Source organism: Niabella terrae, assembly GCF_054783135.1.
This window is the reverse complement of sequence record NZ_BAAGRD010000001.1, coordinates 83,192-99,320: the sequence shown is the minus strand read 5'-3', so window position 1 is coordinate 99,320 and position 16,129 is coordinate 83,192. Positions and strand designations below refer to the sequence as shown.

Genomic DNA, 16,129 nt, shown 5'->3' with positions numbered 1-16,129 from the left:
TAGCAGTTCCATCAGTCTGGAACTAGATTATTGAGTAATTTGGTAAAAGAATATTAGGTTGTATTATTTATTAAATATTTAAAGGTTTTAGTAAATAAGACCCTTTTGGAGCATTCTTATAATAAATCAATACAATCGCAAATAAGTAAAAGGGCAGGCAAGGGATTTTATATCTTGACAAAGCACCGAAATTGTACGTAGAGATTCCAACTGCGAAAGCAAAAATTAGTGAAAATACAAGACAAAATTGAATATTAGGGTCAGCGCTGATTGTAGAAGCAATTTTTCTTAATCCTGTTCTAAATATTACTATCAAAGTGATAAGGAGGAATAAAAAAGATTCGAGGGCAGCAAAAAGAGTTATCATTTTTTTTGATTCCCATAGATAAGGCCGAAATAAAGTTACATTTATCGCTAGTGGTGCCTTTAGAACTATATCAGAGATACTGGTAATTGCCCCAAGGTCGTATGCTGCGCCCTCCGAGTCCTCGGATCGCCTGAGAATATATTCTCTAGTTGTTTTAGATGTTTGGGTTAGGTTGTCAAATGAATATCTTCCTAGTTGTTCGTCACCTAATAGCGTAAGGAGTGCGAAAAATCCGATTGCAACTACTAGCATCCCTCCTGACTTCAAGATAATTCTCGAAAAGCGACTTTTGATGTTTTGGGTATAGGAAAATAATATCCATAAAACTATAGCAGGGCAGAAGGCTATTAGTATATATATTTTCACCGTACTAACTAATAGAAAGCTAAGTATAGTTAAGGCAATCGTTTTTAAAGAAAAATTCTTCTTGATCAATATTTCGAACGTTCCATAAGTCATCCAGCCAAGACCGAAAAGACAAATAGTATCTTTGAAAATCCCGGACCCCCAAATTGCAACGCTAGGGATAAAAAGAGCACAAACAGCAACTTGCCGAATATATTGAGGGTATATTTTTACAAATGCTCTAAACATAGCCCAAATTCCTGTAAAAGAAATTATAGCAAAGCAAATAGCTGTTGGTATAAAAGTTTTAGCTAAAAACATACTGATAAACGCAGATAAGCTTACAACTATATAATTCGATTTGGCATTGTACCACAATAGGTAGCGGGTGTATTTATAGTAACCTACCGCGTTTTCTTCTGGAATCCCTAGTAATAAATTCAGCCACTTGCCTATCGAATCATCTGCCGCTGTATTAACAATTTGACCCTCATGAAAAAAGTTCAATGTATCCCCCCCTTTATAGTAGAATAAGTATATGCAGCTAATTAAAACCGCACCTAAAATTTTTAAACTTAAGCCGGGTATAAAAAAGTTCCTGTACGGATGCCCTAGAGGGTATTTTTTGTTCCGAAACCTATAAGCGATTGGATATATGATACCTAACAATACAATTGTAATTAAAATTTCCAGTATTAAATTGTATTGAGTCACAGATTTATTTTGCTAGATAAGAATAGTTTTTGGCTGTAAAAGTAACAGTTTGGGATAATATATATAATTTTGTTTTAATTATGCATTACCTAACTGTTTAAGCATTATGCCGAGAATATTACGGATACATAATAGGCTTATTGTAGGTGGCCCCACCTTGAATGTTTTAAATTTGACCAAGCATTTGCAGCCAGATTTTGAGACACTTTTGGTGGTAGGGGAACAGGAGTCTCATGAAAAGGATGCCAGCCCGATGGCTGATCAGATGGGCATTAATAAGGTAATTATTCCTGAAATGGGCCGGGCGATTCATCCCCTGAAAGACTATAGTACCTACTGGAAGCTGAAGAAAGTCATCAAAGATTTTAAACCGGACATTATTCATACCCATGGAGCCAAACCGGGCGCCGTAGGTCGGTTCGCTGCAGCCACGTCTAATGTGCCGGTAATAGTCCATACTTATCATGGGCATGTGTTTCACTCTTACTTTAATAAGACAAAGACCAGAATATACCTCAATATTGAGCGGGCGCTAGGCGCTAGAACAGACGCCTTGATAGCCATTAGCCCCGGACAGCAGAAAGATCTGACCAACTTGTTTCGGATTGCTAAACCTGGTCGTTTCAGAATGATACCACTGGGATTCGACTTAGCGGCTTTTACAAGTGACCAGATAGCGAAACGTATGAAATTTAGACGAGAATTCGGGATCAAAGATGACGAAATAGCCATTGGAATTGTAGGCCGGTTGGTACCCATAAAGAATCATAATTTATTTCTCGAAGCTCTGGCTTATACATTGGAGCATACGGATCGAAAGGTAAAAGCGTTTATAGTAGGTGATGGAGAGACCCGGGAACGACTGATTCGCCAAGCAGGTGAACTGGGAATATCGGTAAACAAGCCAGGACAACCTTTTGATACCGAAAAACGCCTTACTTTTACTTCCTGGAGGATGGACGTAGACGTGGTTAATGCAGGAATAGACATTATGTGCCTAAGTTCGAAGAACGAAGGTACACCGGTGAGTCTGATTGAGGCACAGGCTGCTGGTAAGGCAGTCTTATCCACCAGAGTGGGAGGAATTGCTGACATCATCATAGAAAATGAAACCGGCTTGTTATCAGATATAAAAGACAGGGAGGGTTATTTCAGAAATCTAACTTCCCTGGTCAATGATGATTCCTTGAGGCAAAGACTCGCTGCTAACGGTAACTGGGTATTGGATCGGTATGGCGTGCAGCGCCTGGCATCTGATTTCAGGGCCTTGTATTATGAACTTTTAGAGAAGAAGGAAAAAAATTATGTTCGGCCTGTTTTCAAGGAAAAAAGCTGGCAAGTTTGACGGTTCCCTGCTGGGGGCGGATATGCATTCGCACTTATTACCGGGTATTGATGACGGAGCCAAGGATCTGGAGACTTCAATGTCGCTCATCGGGGGATTGGAGGCTTTAGGCTATAAGAAATTGATTACCACCCCCCATATTCTATGGGATTTATATAAGAATACCCCTGAAATTATCCATGAAAAGTTAGATCTGGTCCGTTCCGAGCTGCAAGAAAGAGGCATCGAAATAGAAATCAATGCTGCTGCAGAGTATTTTCTAGACGACCATATGGCTGAATTACTGGGGAAAAAAATCCCCCTGCTGACCATTAAAGATAATATGGTACTGGTGGAATTCTCAGTGATGCATATGTCCATGCACATGAAGGAAATGATCTTCGATTTGCAAATGGCTGGTTATCAACCTATATTAGCGCATCCTGAACGTTATACCTATTTATACAAGGAATACGACCTACTGCATGATCTGAAGGAAAACGGATGTATGTTTCAATTAAATGCGCTCTCTGCCACCGGTGGCTATGGCCGAACTGTCAGTGAAATGGCAAATTATTTCATGAAACATGATTTTTATGATTTCCTGGGGACGGATATGCATCATTCGGGCCATCTGGAGCGTCTAAAGACTTTCGAACTTAGCCCTAATTTGGAAGAAATGGTCAATAATGGCAGATTCCTTAACAAACAACTGTAGTACTGTCAGGCTTTTAGGTTCGGTAAAGTTTTTGTAATATTTATTTGCAAATACTGCCCGTTGATGTTTAAGCATTAATTTAGCAGTGAACCCTAAAATCAATCAAGAAGCAGCATGGAAAAGGAAAAAGAGTTCAGCGAATTACTGGTTGACAATGCAGGATTTTTAAAGCCCTTTGCAGTCAATCTTACCAAGAATAATGAATCTGCGAACGATTTGTATCAGGAAACTCTGTATAAAGCGTTGGCAAACAGGGAAAAGTACAATACCGGCACCAATATTAAGGCATGGTTATTCACCATCATGCGTAATATCTTTATCAATGATTACCGGCGTAACGCCAAACGCAGAACGGTACTGGACAATACCCCCGAGGATTACCTGATTAATATGAGACAGGTTTCTGTGGTAAATTCCGCAGAAAGCACCTTACGACAGAAAGAGATCGAAGCCGCTATTGAAGGGTTACCGGAGACTTTTAAAGTGCCGTTTAAACTGTATTTTGAAGGCTATAAGTACCAGGAAATTTCCGAATATCTGGATGAACCGCTGGGAACCATTAAGAGTCGGATCCACTTTGCACGTAAATTGTTGAAAGAACAAATTAACAGATACTAAGCAGTAGTAGCTGCTTAAAAAATCTAGGTCCCGCCTTAATGGCGGGATCTTTTCGTTACGGGGGCTATTAATTCGAGATAACTTATAAATTCGCAAAGCAAACAGAAACAGCATTCCATCTACTGATTCCATATTAAACTCTCCCATTGCCTACCTGAAAGGTGTGGGGCCGCAACGGGCTGAGCTCCTGCAAAAGGAGTTGGCTGTATTTAGTTTTCGGGATATGCTGCATCATTTCCCCTTCCGTCATGTCGACAAGACTAGCGTAACCCCGATCAGTCAGTTGACGCCTGCTTCAGATTATGTGCAGTGTGCCGGTGTGCTGGGTCCGCTTCAGATAGTGGGGGAGCGGCAGGGCCGCCGCCTGATTGCCACCCTTCAGGATAAATCAGGAACCTTGGAATTGGTTTGGTTCCGGGCGATACATACCCTGCAAAAAATGCTGCATCCCGGAAGCCTTTATCTGGTTTATGGAAAGCCGGGATGGTACCTGAGCCAGCCTCAAATGGTTCATCCTGAACTGGAAAGTTGGTCGCCGGATAAAGTACAAGGCAAGGCCTTTCTGGAGCCGGTTTATCCTACCACTGAGAAACTGAAAACCAGGGGCCTGGGTGGACGTCAGCTGGGGAAATTGACCGGATTGATCCTACAGCATCTGGGGCCTAAGGATCTGCCGGAAAACCTGCCGGATTCCATGTTGCAGGAATTAAGGCTGATGCCCCGGTACGATGCTTTCCGGTACATACATTTCCCGCCTTCGCTGCAGCATTACGAACAGGCGGTCCGCCGCCTGAAGTTTGAGGAAATTTTCCTCGCGCAGTTGCGCATTAACCTCCTGAGATCCCAGCGACACCGGTTTTCCCGTGGTCATGTTTTTGATCAGGTAGGCGCGCTGTTCAACGACTTTTACAGCCGATATCTGCCTTTTGAACTTACCGGTGCCCAAAAGCGAGTATTAAAGGAGATTAGAAATGATACGGCCCGCGGCCGGCAGATGAACCGGTTGCTTCAGGGGGACGTGGGCAGCGGGAAAACCATCGTTGCCCTTTTATGCATGCTACTGGCTGCAGATAATGGGTATCAGTCAGTTTTGATGGCTCCTACTGAAATACTGGCGCGGCAGCATTTTCAAGGAATTTCCGAATTATTGAGGGATTTAGATCTGGAGCTGGCCTTGTTGACCGGTTCCGTTAAGGGAAAACAGCGCCGACAGATACTTCAAGGGATCAATACCGGAGACATTCGGATATTAATTGGTACCCACGCCGTAATTGAAGACACCGTACAGTTTCAGAATCTGGGCCTGGTAATAGTAGACGAACAGCACCGTTTTGGCGTGGCACAAAGAGCCCGACTCTGGGAGAAAAATGAAATCCCTCCCCATGTACTGGTCATGACCGCCACGCCGATTCCCCGCACCCTGGCCATGACGGCATATGGGGATCTGGACTATAGCGTCATCGATGAACTGCCGCCTGGCCGCCAGCCGATACAAACGGTGCATCGTTTTGATACGGACCGCAGTAATGTCATGGATTTTCTGAAAGCAGAAATTAGTCTGGGGCGCCAGATTTATATCATTTTTCCGCTAATTGAGGAAAGCGAAAAGCTGGACTATGAGAACCTGATGCAGGGATATGAGCAGGTCAAAACCTATTTTCCGGAACCGCAGTATTATATCAGCATGGTACATGGTCGGCAACCCGGCCCACAGAAAGAGATAAATATGCAACGCTTCGTGGAACATGATACACAGATCATGGTATCCACTACGGTCATTGAAGTAGGAGTTAATGTCCCCAATGCATCCGTGATGGTTATTGAAAGTGCGGAGAAATTCGGACTCTCCCAGTTGCATCAGCTACGAGGTCGGGTGGGTCGGGGCGCCGAGAAAAGTTATTGCATCCTGCTGACCGGCAGAAAACTGGGCAATGAAGCCCGGGAACGTATGAAAATCATGACTTCGACCAATAATGGATTTGTAATTGCCGAAAAAGACCTGGAACTCAGAGGACCTGGCGATATTGAAGGTACCCGGCAGAGTGGTGCCCTGAATTTCAAACTGGCCAATATCGTCAATGACCGGGCCATGGTCGATGTGGCAAGAAAAATGACCGAACGCATACTCACTGAAGACCCGGAACTCATTTTACCGCAACATGAACGACTGAAAAAATTTCTTCAATCCCAGAAAGGCAAGACGGCCTGGAGTAAAATTTCCTGAATTTTGGATTTACCGGTAGGTAGTATACAGAAATGGCTCCGATAAGGAGCCATTTCTGAAAAGTTCAATAAAAAGATTACTTAGAAATTCTTGGAAATACCAATACTTACAGATTTTCCAAAATTTACGTTGAAATTGCTGTTCTTGATATCGGTTTCGTTGAATTTTTTGGAAGTGTATTCAATACCGCCGATATTAAAATTCAGCCCAAATCCGTTTTTCACATTGATAAATACGGCAGGAAAGAACCCAACGTTAAAACCAGTCTGCTCCTGAGAATCAATATTTTCCCCATCTTCTTTCATTGTAGAAGACAGATACTGGCCTTGAAGCTGGCCGAACAAAGAAAATACTTCACTCAGCGGCTGGGTATAACGGACAAAGGGGCCTACGCCTAGGGTAGTTGTCTTAACATCTTCCGCATAGGTGGTGCCGGGCAATCCTTCCAATTCATCAATTAAGGAAATTGGAACCCTGTTTTTGTTGGTGGCAATAGAACCAACTACACCTGCTGTCCAATTGTCATTGAACTGATACCCAATGGTAGGGGCAAATTCCAGGGTGTTGGATTTTTCTGTATCATCTTCACCATAGTCTTTGGTATAGCTGCTGAAATCAACATTTCCACCCACTAAAATACTGCCGGATTGGGCGTTAGCAAGGGCTACAGAACTTAAGGCGGCGAGGCCTAAAAAGATTTTTTTCATAAATAGGTATTTAAAATTTCGGCGCAAGGTATGACATTAACATATCATAACGGTAACAATTTGATGAAAAACCTTTCTTTTCCACTCACTTTGTTCTTTAGCTAGTATGTTATTCAGGTGCCCGTGCCATAGTTACAAATGTTTTCTTCCCCCGGTCTGGAAAAATATGCGGGTGATTAGCTTATTTGCTTTAAATTTATGGGGGTGAAGGGGATTTTTGCCTTTGACAGAAGCACAAGCGACTGAAGGCAGATTTATAGTTCAAGCCAATAAAACTCGATTCATATGAAATTATCTGAAATGAAAGCCGGAGACTGGGTAGTTATTAATGATGAAGGCGTGCAGCGGGAGGGCACTGTGATTAGTGTCAGTAATGAAGATCATAAAGTGCAGGTAAACAACGGAATACAGGATTTCTGGTATGAAGCCGATCAATTAGCTCCTCTGGAACTCAACGAAGCACAATTATTCAAACTGGGTTTTGAACGTATGGAATCCGAACAAGGTGCCAAGTACGGGAAAGGCCCTTTCCGGGTTATATCTCCCTCATCATCAGACTTTTCTACAGTTGAAGCCTGGTACCGGGAAGACCGGCGCTATTTTGACCATCCGATTTCGGTGCATCATTTACAGAATATTTATCTGCAGATGACCAAAGTGCAGCTCCAAGCTTGATTTTTACCTTATTTTTGTGCGAAGTCACGTTACCTGCTTTAAATTTAATAAAGCAGGTTTTTTATTTATAACAATTTATTCCTATCTTTGCAGCCCTAAAATTTTTATGGCTAAACAACCCTTAATAAAACAAGACGGTGTGATCCTGGAGGCCTTGTCCAACGCAATGTTCCGGGTGAAATTAGAGAATGGGCATGAAATTTTAGCGACTATATCGGGAAAAATGAGGATGCACTATATCCGCATTCTACCCGGAGATAAAGTGGGACTGGAAATGTCGCCTTATGATCTGACAAGAGGGCGCATTAATTTCAGATATAAAAATTAATTACCCTGGGCGGTAAAAGCACAGGACCTAAATAGTAAATTATGAGAGTCAGGGCATCCATAAAGAAGCGCAGCGCGGATTGCAAAATTGTACGCCGCAAAGGAAAGCTGTACATCATTAACAAAAAGAATCCCCGCTATAAGCAGCGTCAGGGATAATATTCCTACGGCCCATCCTGGTGGTGGGAAGGAAGCGTTAAGTTGAATGTTTAACATTTAGAATTTAAAATAATAATATGGCACGTATTGCCGGTGTTGATTTACCAAAAAATAAAAGAGGCGAAATAGGGTTAACCTATATCTACGGAATCGGACCCTCGACCGCAAAATATATTCTGGATAAGAATAGTATTGACCGGAATAAGAAAGTGCATGAATGGGATGATAATGATCTGAACGCCATTCGTTCTACCATTACTGAAGAACTGAAAGTTGAAGGTCAGCTGCGGAGTGAAGTACAGATGAACATCAAGCGTCTGTTGGATATTGCCTGTTATCGTGGTTTACGTCACAGAAAAGGACTGCCGGTTCGCGGTCAGCGTACTAAGACCAACAGTCGTACCCGCAAGGGCAAGCGTAAGACCGTAGCCGGTAAGAAGAAAGCCGCTAAGAAATAATTAGAGGAATTGCGTAAAAGCCTTGAGCTCCCGAGCTTTAGGCTTTTTTGCATGTTTGCACCAGATATTACCTGATCGATTACGGAAGCCCGGGTGCAGGAATAGGGTTGATCAGGGTTGTTCTGAAAAAGAACAATTATTAATTTTTTAAAGATTACCTTTTAGTAAAATGGCAAAAGCACAATTAAGCGCAAAAGCAGCCGCAAAAAAAAGAATCGTAAAAGTAGATTCCTATGGCGATGCGCACATTTCCGCGACATTCAACAATATTATTATAAGCCTTACCAATAAGAGCGGTCAGGTGATTTCATGGAGCAGCGCCGGTAAAATGGGCTTCCGTGGATCTAAAAAGAATACACCTTATGCGGCCCAGACAGCAGCTGCAGATGCAGCCAAAGTTGCTGTTGACGCCGGTCTGAAGAAAGTGGACGTTTTTGTGAAAGGTCCTGGTTCCGGTAGAGAAGGTGCGATTCGCTCTCTTTCTCAGAGCGGTATCGAGATTGTAACCATTAAGGATGTGACTCCGTTGCCTCATAATGGTTGTCGTCCTCCCAAGAAAAGAAGGGTATAATCCTTTTTACAGGTCTGCTGGTCTTTTACGGATTTATGCCGGCCGCTTCAGCAATTAGTTCTTTAAAATATTGTGTACAGACAGTCCCCATTCGGGAAATCATAGTAATGCTATGCTGATGGCTGCCTGCGACAATAGATATAGCCAATTGGCTTTTCATTTTTATAAAGGGTACTCAATTAATTTTTTACAAAGCTTTTTACTGATTGAAGTACCGGTTTTTAAAAAAGCTTAAATGAAAGTATAATTATGGCACGTTACAATGGTCCTAAGACCAAGATCTCCCGTATTTTCGGAGAGCCTATTTTAGGCAATGGTAAATGGTTGGGTAAGAACAGCAACCCGCCCGGTATGCACGGTGAAAAACGCAAACGTAAAACCCTTGGTGAATACGCTTTGCAATTGCGTGAAAAACAAAAAGCTAAATACACTTATGGTGTTTTAGAGAAACAATTCCGCAAAACTTACGAAGAAGCTAACCGTCGTAAAGGTGTAACCGGTGATAACCTTATCAAATTACTTGAATCACGTTTGGACAACACTGTGTTTCGTTTGGGCATTGCACCCAGCCGTCCGGCAGCCCGGCAGCTGGTGAGCCACAAGCACATTGAGGTCAACGGTGAAGTGGTAAATATCCCCAGCTATTCTCTGAAAGCGGGTGATATCGTTTCTATCAAAGAGAACAGCAAGACACGCAGTTCTATCACCAGCCAGGTGAGTCCCAAGAACCCCAAGTATTCATGGCTGGATTTTAACGAAACCACATTTACCGGTACTTTCATTACTTATCCTGAAAGGGAGAATGTTCCTGAGAATATCAAGGAACAACTGATCGTTGAATTGTACAACAAGTAATTTGTTAGTGAACAGGTCGGCTTTGGACCAGGTTTCGAAGGCGACTTTGACTGTATCACTATTCACCATTAACAATCATAAAATATGGCAATTTTAAATTTTCAGCAGCCCGATAAAATCATCTTACAGAAAGCTTCTGATTTTGAAGCTCAGTTTGAGTTTGCTCCCCTGGAACCCGGATATGGTGTTACCATTGGAAATGCCCTTCGCAGGGTCCTGTTAAGTTCTCTGGAAGGTTATGCCATTACTGCAATCCGCATCGATGGCGTGGATCATGAGTTTGCTACAATAAAAGGTATAAGTGAAGATCTGGTTGAAATTATCCTGAATTTAAAGCAGGTACGTTTCAAAAAAGTAGTAGATCATGAAGTAGCTAACGAGAAAATCTCTCTTTCTGTTAAAAACCAGACCCAGTTTACTGCAGCCATGATTGCCGAAGGTACCCAGACCTTTGAAATCATGAACCCGGAACTGGCTATCTGTACGTTGGACTCTTCCGCCAAACTGGATATTGAACTGACGATAGGTAAAGGTCGCGGATATGTACCTGCAGAAGAAAATGATATTCCGGATGCACCCGTAGGTGTGATCGCTATTGATTCCATCTATACCCCCATCAAGAATGTAAAATACAGTATTGAAAATACCCGTGTGGAACAACGCACTGACTATGAGAAACTGATCATGGAAGTGGTGACCGACGGTACGATTCATCCCGAAGATGCTGTAAAGCAGGCCAGCCGGATTCTGATTCAGCACCTGATGATCATTACGGATGAAAACATCACTTTTGACAACAAGGAAGAAAAGAAAGAAGACCTGGTTGACGAAAGTACTTTGCAATTACGTAAAGTGCTGAAGACACCTCTGGAAGATCTGGATCTGTCAGTGCGGGCATTCAATTGTCTGAAAGCCGCCAAAATCAATTCTTTAAGTGAACTGGTACAATACGAACAGGAAGACCTGATGAAATTCCGCAATTTCGGTCAGAAATCTCTGTCTGAGATTGAGCAGGTACTGAATGAAAGAGGCCTGGGATTCGGAATGGATCTTCAGAAATTGGGTATTGATAAAGACGACTATTAGTCCGATCGGGTGGTTCGCTGATCGCAGGCGACCATCACAATCAATTACTCCCTGAAGAAATGGGAGTTAGGTTGCAATTCCCTGACTACGGTGCAACCGATATTATTAACAACGGAGGGGGCTCTAAATTACCGGCCACCCGTCCACAAAACAACAAGTCATGCGTCACGGAGACAAAATTAAAAATTTAAGTCGCACCAAGGCCCACAGAGAAGCTTTATTGGCCAATCTTTCCTGCCAGTTAATCAAACATAAACGTATAGTTACTACAATTGCCAAAGCAAAAGCTTTGCGTGTTTATGTAGAGCCGCTGATTACTAAAAGTAAAGACAATACGACCCATCAACGCCGGATCGTCTTTTCCCATTTACAGGATAAAGAAGCCATCAAGGAATTATTTGATACTATAGCAGCCAAAGTAGGCGGTCGTCCAGGCGGTTATACCCGGATCATTAAATTAGGTATCCGCCCCGGTGATGCTGCTGAAAAAGCGATGATCGAACTGGTTGATTTCAATGAAATCTATGGTAAAGGTGTCGCGTCTGATGAAAAAGCGGCTGGCAAACGTACCCGTCGCCGTGGTGGTGCCGCTAAGAAAAAAGCCGAGGCAGCACCTGAAGCCACTGCAACAGAAGCCGTTGAAGCACCTGAAGCGGTGGTTGAAGCTCCTGCTGAGGCTACAACCGAAGCCCCGGAAACAGCTGCTCCTGCTCAGGATACTACATCAGAAGCCGGTGAAGCAATAGAAAAAGAAGCCTAGTACTTTGATACTGAACTTTATAATGAAAAAAGCCCTGCATTGCGGGGCTTTTTTCATTACCGGAGGTTCCGATTATTCTGTTTCTACAACCCCACCGGTAACCGTATACTTCATAGCGTCCGCGGGTTTAAGATGTTCAATGGGCTTAATCCGCTCCTTGGGCAGGATATAGAGTTGCCCCGCGAAATTATATGCCTGGGGAACATATACTGCTACCATATCCTGTCCCATGTCAAATTTTTCCATTTCATCATCTGTAAGAAATCCTACGATCCATACATCATTATTAAACACGTTGGCCAGCACCGCTTTGGTAAATTTCTTCTTATCGCCACCAAAAGCCTGAAAGAAATCCTTAATGGACTTATAAATCAGTTTGATACCGGGGGTACGTTCCAGCCAGTGATCGAAGAAATTTATAACACTGCCCATGATAATATAACTACTGAGCCAGCCAATAAATACAATAAAGGCTATGATGATAATAAAGCCGATTCCCGGGGTCTCAAAGACAGCCGGGCGTAACAATCCGTCCACCCAGGTGAAAATGGTATAAAGGATATAGGCCGTTATACTGACAGGCGCCAGGATCACAATTCCCTGCACAAAATACCTGAACAGGCGTTTGATCGGGGAATCCCTTCTGGTAGGCGTGGTTTGATTTTCCATAGATGCAAGATAGCAACTTCTGTTGATGGCGCACCAGTCGCCGGCCACTGTTTTATTGACCTTTAGGTTCGCATATTTGCCGTTTACCAGCTGTTTTCGGCAGTTGACCTAAAAAATATTTGAAAGCTCGTAGAGTAATTTATTTTTGAATCCGTTTTCTTTTCTAGATATCCGGTTACAAGAAAAATTTTACAGGAAACTTTTGTAACTAAAATAGTTTCCTTAGTTTCGCGCAGATCTTATGGATAGCATATCGGAATTTAAACTAAGAATTGGGGAGAAGGCGAAAGAATTGTTTATGCAATATGGGATTCGGAGCGTAAGCATGGATGATATTGCAAATGCCCTGGGAAGTAGTAAGAAGACCCTCTATCAGAGTTATACTGATAAGAATGCCCTTGTAACCGAAGTCTTGAGTGCAATATTGGAGCTCAATAAATCAAATTGCGAGCACTGCAGGCAGGTAGCTGAAAATGCCATTCAGGAATGTTTTCTGGCCATGAATAACGTATCCGAGATGATGAAGCGGTTGAATCCCGTCTTTCTTTTTGATTTAAAGAAATATCATCCGCAGGCCTATCAAATGTTCCAGCGTTTTAAACAGGAGGATTTGTACTCTTTTATCCGGCTTAGTATTGAATGGGGAATAAAAGATGGATTGTTTCGCTCGGATATCGATCTGGGGCTGGCGGCGAGACTCAGAGTAGAAAGCATTGATCTGCCTTTCTCCAAAGAATTTCATGAACATGTGAAACTGGGGTTGGTGGAAATGCAGGAACAATTGTCCTACTTGTTTCTATTTGGAATAGCGACCCCAAAAGGTATGAAACTCATTGAAAAATACAAACTGCAAAGCGCAAAAAAGTAAATATGAGAACAACAAAATTTATAGCAGCTTTAATGCTGTTACTCAGTTTCACCGGTATTTCGGCGCAGGAACTGCATGAATTCTCCCTTCAACAGGTGCTGGATTATGCCCAGAAGAATAATGTCCAGCTGAAAAACGCACAACTGGATGTTCAGCTGCAGGAGCAGGTTAATCGTGAAGTCACTGGTTCCGCCTATCCCCAGATTAGCGCCAATGGTAATCTTACCTATAATCCAGATGTGGCGGTTCAGCGTTTCCCCAATTTCTTCGCACCGGCAATTATTGGCGTGCTACAGCAACTGGACGTGCGTGACGGTAATGGTGATCCAATCGGTTCCGACCCAAGTGGCGACTACGGTTTTATTGATGCCCAATTTGGCACCAAGTGGACTTCCAATGCCGGACTTTCACTGAGTCAGATACTTTTTGACGGACAGGTATTTACCGGACTCAGGGCCAGAAAATCACTGATCGAATATCAAGAGAAAAATGCGGAACTGACCTTTGAACAGGTGAAGCTGAATATTTCCAAAATTTATTATCAACTGGTCATCAGTAAAACCCAGCTGGCATTAATTGACTCCAACCTGGCATTGATTAACAAGAACATACATGATACAAAAATTATGTATGACAATGGTTTTACGGAAATGCTGGAAATCGATAAACTGAATGTCCTGCTGGCGAATACCAAATCCCAGAAAGTGCAGGTCGTCAATGGGGTAGTAAACGGCTACCTGGGGCTGAAATTATTAATGGGCATGCCGATGAAGGACCAGCTGGTGCTTACCGATACCCTGACAGATGACCAGTTAAAAGAAGGGTTAATGGAAGCTACCGCCCTCCCTTTCGATTATGCACAGCGCAAGGATTACCAGGCAGCTCTTCTGGGTGAGAAGCTCAACGAGTATGATATTCAACGCTACAAGTACAGTAAGATACCCACTTTGTCACTCAGCGGCAGCTATTCTAAAATGGCCATGGAGAATTCTTTGAGCAAGACGATGGAGGGTCCCTGGTTTACGGCCAGTTCGATCGCCCTGAACCTGCATATTCCGATCTTTAGCGGATTTGCTACCAACGCCAGAATTGCCCAGGCCCGCATTAAGTTACGCAAAACTCAGAATCAAATTGAAGCCCTTAAACTGAACATTGATCAGGAAAGGGAAACAGCCATTAACTCCTTCAAATCCGCTATTAGTGATATGGATTATCAGAAGCAGAATATGGCTTTGGCAGAAAAAGTCTATCAGCAGACCAAGAAAAAATATGAAGTAGGTACCGGCAGTCAGCTGGAGATCGATAATGCGCGGGTGCAATTACAGACGGCCCAGACAAACTATTATAATGCATTGTACAATGCTGTAATCGCGAAAGTGGATTACTTAAAAGCAACAGGAAAACTTTAAAACCGGACTATAAAACTTTAAATCACATACTATGCGAGCTATTTTAAAACTGTCGACACTCTTGATTTTCGCACTGGCGCTAGCTTCTTGCGGAGGTGGAAAAAAGGAGGAGCGCAGCAAACTCAATGATAAAAAAACGGAGCTGCAAAAGCTCAAAGGCGAACAACAGAAGCTCAACGAACAGATTAATAAACTCCAGGACGAGATAGCTGTGCTGGATCCCAGTTCAGTAAAAGCCAAACTTGTTTCCGTGGAACAGATCGGCGAATCCGCTTTCAATCATTTTATCGACTTACAAGGTAAAGTGGATGCCCGGAAAACTGCTTATGTAGCACCCAGAAATGGTCAGGGTGGTATCGTGCGGGCGATTTATGTAAAACAGGGGGACCGCGTACGCAGAGGTCAGGCCCTGCTGAAACTCGATGATGCCATACCGCGCCAACAGGCCGTTGCAGCCAACCAGCAGGTAGCTACTGTCAAAGCCCAGCTGGATCTAGCGAAAACCACCTACCAGAGACAGAAAAATCTTTGGGACAATAACATCGGTGCGGAAATGCAGGTCATCCAGGCCAAGGCAACCGTAGAGCAGCTGACAGCCCAGTTAAAAGCAGCGGAAGCTCAGGCTGCAACGGCGAAGGAACAACTTTCTTTCAGTACCGTAACCGCTGATATTGATGGCACGGTGGATCAGGTAAATATCCGGGTGGGTGAAATGTTCACGGGGATGTCCACATCCGGTCCCCAGATTTCCATTGTAAATACATCTCAATTGAAATTGATCGTAGATGTACCTGAGAATTATATCGACCGCGTACAGCAGGGATCGCCCCTGGTTGTTACCCTGCCGGAAGCAAACAACCGGACTATTAATACCAGGGCATCGGTGGTAAGTAAACTGATTAACCCATCTTCACGCACTTTCTATGTAGAAGCAAATCTGCCCGCAGATAAATCTATCCGTGCCAATCAGATTGCCAAAGTGCAGATTCAGGATTACAGTCGTGACGAAGCGATTACGATACCGGTCAATACCCTCCAGACCGACGAAAAAGGCAAGTACGTGCTGGTAGCGGTTACTGAAAATGGGAAATTGGTAGCCCGTAAGAAATCGATCATTGTCGGAGAACTATATGGTGAGCGTCTCGAAGTGAAAAGCGGCCTGGCTATCGGTGATAAAATCATTACCGAAGGATTTCAGAGCCTTTACGACGGTCAGGTAATAACTACCGCTCAATAAGCAAGGTATGAACCGGCGTAATATTTTCGAGCAAAGGA

General features: G+C 43.2%; 18 protein-coding genes. 15 read left to right on the top strand and 3 right to left on the bottom strand.

Annotation, left to right across the window (positions count from 1 at the left end):
* Nucleotides 1-70: 70 nt before the first annotated feature.
* Nucleotides 71-1,426, bottom strand: a complete 1,356-nt coding sequence (locus ACYVI9_RS00475) for a hypothetical protein (protein ID WP_460759166.1) — start codon at nt 1,424-1,426, stop codon at nt 71-73.
* A gap of 106 nt (nt 1,427-1,532) precedes the next feature.
* Between ACYVI9_RS00475 and ACYVI9_RS00470 the strand changes: the two genes are divergently transcribed.
* The 4 genes from ACYVI9_RS00470 to recG all read left to right on the top strand — a co-directional run bounded on the left by ACYVI9_RS00470 (nt 1,533) and on the right by recG (nt 6,310).
* Complete coding sequence (locus tag ACYVI9_RS00470) at nt 1,533-2,771, top strand: glycosyltransferase (RefSeq protein WP_460759163.1); 1,239 nt, start codon at nt 1,533-1,535, stop codon at nt 2,769-2,771.
* A complete protein-coding gene (locus tag ACYVI9_RS00465) occupies nt 2,731-3,468 on the top strand; it encodes a tyrosine-protein phosphatase (protein ID WP_460759160.1) in 738 nt (245 codons plus the stop codon). The genes ACYVI9_RS00470 and ACYVI9_RS00465 overlap by 41 nt, the downstream gene beginning before the upstream one ends.
* A 114-nt stretch (nt 3,469-3,582) precedes the next feature.
* Nucleotides 3,583-4,086 carry an RNA polymerase sigma factor gene (locus ACYVI9_RS00460; protein WP_460759158.1) on the top strand — a complete coding sequence of 168 codons (504 nt, stop codon included), beginning with the start codon at nt 3,583-3,585 and terminating at the stop codon, nt 4,084-4,086.
* Nucleotides 4,087-4,174: 88 nt separating this feature from the next.
* Nucleotides 4,175-6,310 carry an ATP-dependent DNA helicase RecG gene (gene recG / locus ACYVI9_RS00455; RefSeq protein ID WP_460760312.1) on the top strand — a complete coding sequence of 712 codons (2,136 nt, stop codon included), beginning with the start codon at nt 4,175-4,177 and terminating at the stop codon, nt 6,308-6,310.
* Between the two features lie 80 nt (nt 6,311-6,390).
* Here recG and ACYVI9_RS00450 read toward each other — a convergent pair whose 3' ends face one another.
* Nucleotides 6,391-7,017 carry an outer membrane beta-barrel protein gene (locus ACYVI9_RS00450; RefSeq protein WP_460759155.1) on the bottom strand — a complete coding sequence of 209 codons (627 nt, stop codon included), beginning with the start codon at nt 7,015-7,017 and terminating at the stop codon, nt 6,391-6,393.
* 285 nt (nt 7,018-7,302) lie between these two features.
* On the opposite strand from ACYVI9_RS00450, the gene ACYVI9_RS00445 reads away from it, so the two are divergent.
* From ACYVI9_RS00445 to rplQ, 8 genes are all read left to right on the top strand, one after another.
* Complete coding sequence (locus tag ACYVI9_RS00445; RefSeq protein ID WP_460759152.1) at nt 7,303-7,692, top strand: hypothetical protein; 390 nt, start codon at nt 7,303-7,305, stop codon at nt 7,690-7,692.
* 106 nt (nt 7,693-7,798) lie between these two features.
* Nucleotides 7,799-8,020, top strand: coding sequence for a translation initiation factor IF-1 (gene infA, locus ACYVI9_RS00440; protein ID WP_330973103.1), 222 nt, complete (start codon nt 7,799-7,801; stop codon nt 8,018-8,020).
* A gap of 41 nt (nt 8,021-8,061) precedes the next feature.
* Nucleotides 8,062-8,178 carry a 50S ribosomal protein L36 gene (gene rpmJ, locus ACYVI9_RS00435; protein WP_240847440.1) on the top strand — a complete coding sequence of 39 codons (117 nt, stop codon included), beginning with the start codon at nt 8,062-8,064 and terminating at the stop codon, nt 8,176-8,178.
* Between the two features lie 77 nt (nt 8,179-8,255).
* Nucleotides 8,256-8,636, top strand: coding sequence for a 30S ribosomal protein S13 (gene rpsM, locus ACYVI9_RS00430; RefSeq protein WP_460759148.1), 381 nt, complete (start codon nt 8,256-8,258; stop codon nt 8,634-8,636).
* 169 nt (nt 8,637-8,805) lie between these two features.
* Entirely contained in the window at nt 8,806-9,207 is a 402-nt protein-coding gene (gene rpsK / locus ACYVI9_RS00425; RefSeq protein ID WP_460759145.1) for a 30S ribosomal protein S11, read from the top strand.
* A gap of 249 nt (nt 9,208-9,456) precedes the next feature.
* Nucleotides 9,457-10,062 (top strand): 30S ribosomal protein S4, encoded by a 606-nt coding sequence (gene rpsD / locus ACYVI9_RS00420; protein ID WP_460759143.1) that lies wholly within the window; start codon nt 9,457-9,459, stop codon nt 10,060-10,062.
* An 84-nt stretch (nt 10,063-10,146) separates the two neighbouring features.
* Nucleotides 10,147-11,148, top strand: coding sequence for a DNA-directed RNA polymerase subunit alpha (locus ACYVI9_RS00415; RefSeq protein ID WP_460759140.1), 1,002 nt, complete (start codon nt 10,147-10,149; stop codon nt 11,146-11,148).
* Nucleotides 11,149-11,308: 160 nt separating this feature from the next.
* The gene (rplQ, locus tag ACYVI9_RS00410) at nt 11,309-11,908 is read left to right on the top strand and encodes a 50S ribosomal protein L17 (RefSeq protein ID WP_460759137.1); all 600 of its coding nucleotides are present in this window, start codon (nt 11,309-11,311) and stop codon (nt 11,906-11,908) included.
* Between the two features lie 72 nt (nt 11,909-11,980).
* Here the strand turns inward: rplQ and ACYVI9_RS00405 are convergent, their stop codons facing one another.
* Nucleotides 11,981-12,577 carry a DUF502 domain-containing protein gene (locus tag ACYVI9_RS00405; protein WP_460759134.1) on the bottom strand — a complete coding sequence of 199 codons (597 nt, stop codon included), beginning with the start codon at nt 12,575-12,577 and terminating at the stop codon, nt 11,981-11,983.
* Between the two features lie 241 nt (nt 12,578-12,818).
* Between ACYVI9_RS00405 and ACYVI9_RS00400 the strand changes: the two genes are divergently transcribed.
* From ACYVI9_RS00400 to ACYVI9_RS00390, 3 genes are read left to right on the top strand one after another with little or no spacing between them, the layout of a single operon-like run.
* Nucleotides 12,819-13,445 carry a TetR/AcrR family transcriptional regulator gene (locus ACYVI9_RS00400; RefSeq protein WP_460759131.1) on the top strand — a complete coding sequence of 209 codons (627 nt, stop codon included), beginning with the start codon at nt 12,819-12,821 and terminating at the stop codon, nt 13,443-13,445.
* Between the two features lie 2 nt (nt 13,446-13,447).
* The gene (locus ACYVI9_RS00395; protein ID WP_460759128.1) at nt 13,448-14,854 is read left to right on the top strand and encodes a TolC family protein; all 1,407 of its coding nucleotides are present in this window, start codon (nt 13,448-13,450) and stop codon (nt 14,852-14,854) included.
* A 31-nt stretch (nt 14,855-14,885) separates the two neighbouring features.
* Nucleotides 14,886-16,091: an efflux RND transporter periplasmic adaptor subunit gene (locus ACYVI9_RS00390; RefSeq protein WP_460759126.1), complete on the top strand. Its 1,206-nt coding sequence runs from the start codon at nt 14,886-14,888 to the stop codon at nt 16,089-16,091.
* The last annotated feature ends 38 nt before the right edge of the window (nt 16,092-16,129 follow it).